Origin of the sequence: Streptomyces hokutonensis (genome assembly GCF_000376565.1) — a bacterium.
Taxonomy (GTDB): Bacteria; Actinomycetota; Actinomycetes; order Streptomycetales; family Streptomycetaceae; genus Streptomyces; species Streptomyces hokutonensis.
The window spans coordinates 1-4,100 of record NZ_BARG01000067.1; the positions used below are offsets into that span (position 1 = coordinate 1).

At 72.4% G+C, this 4,100-nt stretch carries 3 protein-coding genes and 1 pseudogene; 3 read left to right on the forward strand and 1 reads right to left on the reverse strand.

The features are described 5' to 3' along the window. The 3 genes and pseudogenes from SSP08S_RS59930 to SSP08S_RS38580 all read left to right on the forward strand — a co-directional run. Nucleotides 1–155, forward strand: a pseudogene (locus SSP08S_RS59930) (6-phosphogluconate dehydrogenase); the annotation flags it as partial. A gap of 7 nt (nt 156–162) precedes the next feature. Further along, nucleotides 163–750: a histidine phosphatase family protein gene (locus SSP08S_RS38575; RefSeq protein WP_019072996.1), complete on the forward strand. Its 588-nt coding sequence runs from the start codon at nt 163–165 to the stop codon at nt 748–750. Between the two features lie 97 nt (nt 751–847). Then, nucleotides 848–2,311, forward strand: coding sequence for a hypothetical protein (locus SSP08S_RS38580; RefSeq protein ID WP_019072997.1), 1,464 nt, complete (start codon nt 848–850; stop codon nt 2,309–2,311). Here SSP08S_RS38580 and SSP08S_RS38585 read toward each other — a convergent pair. Beyond that, nucleotides 2,298–4,097: a bifunctional sugar phosphate isomerase/epimerase/4-hydroxyphenylpyruvate dioxygenase family protein gene (locus SSP08S_RS38585; protein WP_019072998.1), complete on the reverse strand. Its 1,800-nt coding sequence runs from the start codon at nt 4,095–4,097 to the stop codon at nt 2,298–2,300. The genes SSP08S_RS38580 and SSP08S_RS38585 overlap by 14 nt on opposite strands. Nucleotides 4,098–4,100: the final 3 nt, after the last annotated feature.

Genomic DNA, 4,100 nt, shown 5'->3' on the forward strand with positions numbered 1-4,100 from the left:
CGGTGGAGGCGGCCATCGACAACGCCGTACCGCTGCCCGCGATCACCGCCTCCCTCTTCGCGCGGTTCGCCTCCCGCCAGGAGGACTCGCCGCAGATGAAGATGGTCGCGGCGCTGCGCAACCAGTTCGGCGGCCACGCCGTCGAGACCAAGTAGGCGCGCCGTGGGGGATCTTCTGCTGGTCCGCCACGGCGAGACGGAGTGGAGCGTGTCGGGCCGGCACACCAGCTGGACCGATCTGCCCCTCACCCGGCACGGCGAGGAAGAGGCCAAGTCCCTCGCCCCGCTCCTGGCCGGCCGGACCTTCGCACTCGCCCTGACCAGCCCGTTGGACCGTGCCATACGCACCGCCGAACTCGCGGGCATCACCGGGGCGGCACCCGACCCCGACCTGCACGAGTGGGACTACGGCGGCTACGAGGGCGTCACCACCGTCGACATCCACCGCACCCGCCCCGACTGGTACCTGTGGACCGACGGTGTGCCGCCAGGCCCCGCCGGACACCCGGGCGAGTCCCCGGACGAGATCGGCGCCCGCGCCGACCGGGTGCTGAAGCGGGTGGACTCCGCGCTCGTCGACGGTGACGTGGTCCTGGTGGCGCACGCCCACTTCCTGCGCGTCCTCACGGCACGCAGGCTGGGCCTGCCGGCTGCGGACGGCCGGCTGTTCCAGCTGGCGACCGGCACCGTCAGCCGCCTCTCCACCGAGCACGACCGCCCCGTCATCGCGGAGTGGAACACCCGACCGTAACGGCACAACTCCCCGGCCCGGACCGCACTTTGACGCGCGGTCCGGGCCGCGGTCGTCCTCTGTGCCCGCGACAGCAGCCGGGCTAGAGTCGCTCCCGATGGAGATCAACGATCTGACACCGGCCGAGGAACAGGTGTGGCGGGCCTTCCCGTTGGGCGGGTCCGTGGACTTCCGTACGGCTCAGGACGAGGACATCGCCCTCGGCGGCGACTGGGGGCCCGAACGGACCGTGCGCGCCTCGGTGTTGCGGGCGCTTCTGCTCAACGGGCCCCAGGAAGCAGGGGAGATAGCGTCCCTCAGCCTCGCGGGCGCCAGGATCACCGGCCGGCTCGACCTGCAGTACGCGACGATCGACCACCCCGTGCGGCTGCGCTACTGCCACTTCGAAGAAGTGCCCCGCTGCTACGCGGCCCGGCTGCGCGAACTCAACCTCGGCGACTCCTTCCTCCCCGGGCTGACCGCGCACGCGATGCGGGTGGACGGCGTGCTGCGACTGACCCGGGCCAAGTTCCGCGGTGTGGTGCGGCTCGCGGAGGTGAAGGTCGCCGGGAGCCTGTTCATGGAGGGCTCCGAGATCATCGCCCCGGACGCCGAGGAACCGGTCCTCCAGCTCAACCAGGCCTCGGTCGGCGACGACCTCCGGGCCGCCGGACTGCGCACCCAGGGGCAGATACGGCTCAGCGGCGCGAGTGTCGCCGGGTCGGTCAACCTCAACACCGCGCACCTCTCCCACCCCGGGCACTCCGCCATCGACGCCGAGGTGCTCGTCGTCGCGGGCAACATCCTGTTCCGGCACGCCCGGGTGGAGGGCTGGGTCGGACTGCGCGGCGCCCGGATCGCGGGCCGGCTCGACCTGTCGTACAGCACCCTGTCGAACCCCGGCAGCTCCGCGCTGCTGGCCAGCAGCGCCAGCATCGGGGAACTCTGGCTGCGGCACAGCCCGCCCGTCGAGGGCGGTGTGGTGCTGAGCAGTGCCCAGATCGACGTGCTGCTGCTCGAGCCGCAGGTGGTGCCGGGCCGGGTGCATCTCACCAGCCTCGTCTACACCTCACTCATCCCGCACGAGCCCGCCGAGCGCCGGCTGACCATGCTGGAGCAGGACGGCGACGGCTATGTCCCGCACGCCTACGAGCAGTTGGCCCTCTCCTACCGCCGCACCGGCGACGACTACGCCGCCCGCCGCGTCCAGCTCGCCAAGCAGCGCCGCCTGCGCGGCACCCTGCCCCGGTACAACCGGATCTGGGGCTACGTCCAGGACGTCACCGTCGGCTACGGCTTCCGCCCGCTGCGCGCCTGCGCCTGGCTGCTGTCGCTGCTGGCCATCGGCTCGATCGCCTACGGCCTGCATCACCCGGCCGCCCTCAAGCCGTCCGAGGCCCCGCACTTCAACCCGGTGTTCTACACCCTCGACCTGCTGCTGCCGGTGATCTCCTTCGGCCAGGAGGAGGCGTTCGCGCCGACCGGCTGGTACCAGTACCTGGGCTACGCCCTGATCATCACCGGCTGGATCCTGGCCACGACGGTCGTCACCGGTGTGACCAGGACCGTCAGCCGCCAGTGAGCCGCTTCGCGGTGTGCTGGGCGGCCAGCCGCACCGGCGCGTTCGGGGCGCCGTAGCCCCGGTAGTCGCCGTCGCGCTGGACCAGTTCGAAGAAGACCCGGCCGACGGTACGGGTGTAGCAGTGCCGGAACTCGCCGCCCGCGTCCCGGTCGTAGAGGATGCCGAACTCCTGGTACGTCTCCAACTCGCCCTCGGCGAAGTCGAATCGGGCGGCGAGGTCGTCGTAGTGGTTCGCGGGTATCCGCAGCAGTCGGCCGCCCGCCTCGCGGAAGCGGCGGGCCGCGGCGACCACGTCCTCGACGGCGAGGGCGATGTGCTGGGCGTGGGCGCCGTCCTCGGTGGGGGCCGGGCCGACGCCCAGGGCGATACGGACGCTGCCGTCGGAGGTGGTGACGGCACGGCTGCGCAGCAGGCCGTAGGGGTCGGCGACGTCGACGCTCTCCTGGGCGTGCAGGCCGAGGACGCTGCGGTGGAAGAGGGCCGCCTCGTCGAACTGGTGCCAGGGCTGGGTGAGGGCGAGGTGGTCGATGCGCAGGACGCCGGTCCCTGCCGGGAGTTGACCGGGGGCGTCGGTGAAGTCGGCGCGCCAGCCCGGGTGTTGGGGGTTCGTCCGGGCGCAGAAGAAGAGTTCCGTGCCGTCGGGTGCGGCCACGGCGTCGAGTTGGGCGTCCTCGGGGGTACGGCGGCGGGGCAGGACGGGGGCGAGGAGTGCCTCGGCGCGGCGGGCGGCGCCCTCCGGGTCGGGCGACTCCAGGCCGATCGCCGCGAGCGCGGTGCCGTCGCGGCGTACGGCGGGGCCGGTGTTGACCAGGATGCGGGCCTCGCCCTGCTGCCACAGGTCCACCGGTTTGCCCCGGTGGCGGGCCGTGCGGGCGAAGCCCAGGGCGCCGAGGAGCGCCGAGACGGGCTCCGCGTCGGGCGTGACGAGTTCGGCGAAGGCGACGCCCGTGGGGACGACGGGCGCGGGGAGCCGCGCGAGACCGACCGTCTCCTGCAGGACCAGCAGCGAGCGGTGGGCGTCGATCGCCGTCGGGCCCGCGTCCGCCTGCCGGAACACGTCGTTGAAGACCTCCAGCGACAGCGGGCCGTCGTAGCCCGCGCTCAGGACGTGCCGGACGAGTCCCGCGACGTCGAATCCGCCCTGGCCGGGGAAACAACGGTAGTGGCGGCTCCACTGAAGGACGTCCATCGCGAGCAGCGGGGCGTCGGCGAGCTGGAGGAAGAAGATCTTCTCGCCGGGGATGTCCTCGATGCCCTTGGGGTCGGAGCCCCGGGAGAGGATGTGGAAGCTGTCGAGGCAGGTGCCGAGTGCGGGGTGGCCGGCCGTCTCGACGATGCGCCAGGCATGGTCGTACGTGCTGACGTGCCGCCCCCAGGCGAGCGCCTCGTAGGCGACCCGGACGCCGAACTCCTGGGCAAGGTCGGCCAGTTGGCTCAGCTGCCCGGCGGCGAGGGCGTCGTCGTCCTCGGCGAGGGGGGAGACGCTGGAGCAGACGAGCACGGTGTCCGTACCGAGCCTGCGCATCAGCTCGAACTTGTGCCGGGCACGGCGCAGATTCCGCGCGAACTCGGCCTCGGGAACCGCCTCGATGTCCCGCATCGGCTGGTAGAGGTCGATGGTCAGACCGAGGTCCGCGCAGCGGGCGCGGATCTCCTCCGGGGTGAGGGGGCTGGCGAGGAGATCGTTCTCGAAGATCTCGACCCCGTCGAAGCCGGCCCGGGCAGCGGCCGTGAGCTTCTCGGTGAGGGAGCCGCTGAGGGAGACGGTGGCGATGGACGTACGCATCGG

Excerpts from the sequence above, each read along its gene's own strand:
- SSP08S_RS38580 (WP_019072997.1), top strand. The coding sequence starts at position 848 with ATGGAGATCAACGATCTGACACCGGCCGAGGAACAGGTGTGGCGGGCC.
- SSP08S_RS38585 (WP_019072998.1), bottom strand. The coding sequence starts at position 4,097 with ATGCGTACGTCCATCGCCACCGTCTCCCTCAGCGGCTCCCTCACCGAG.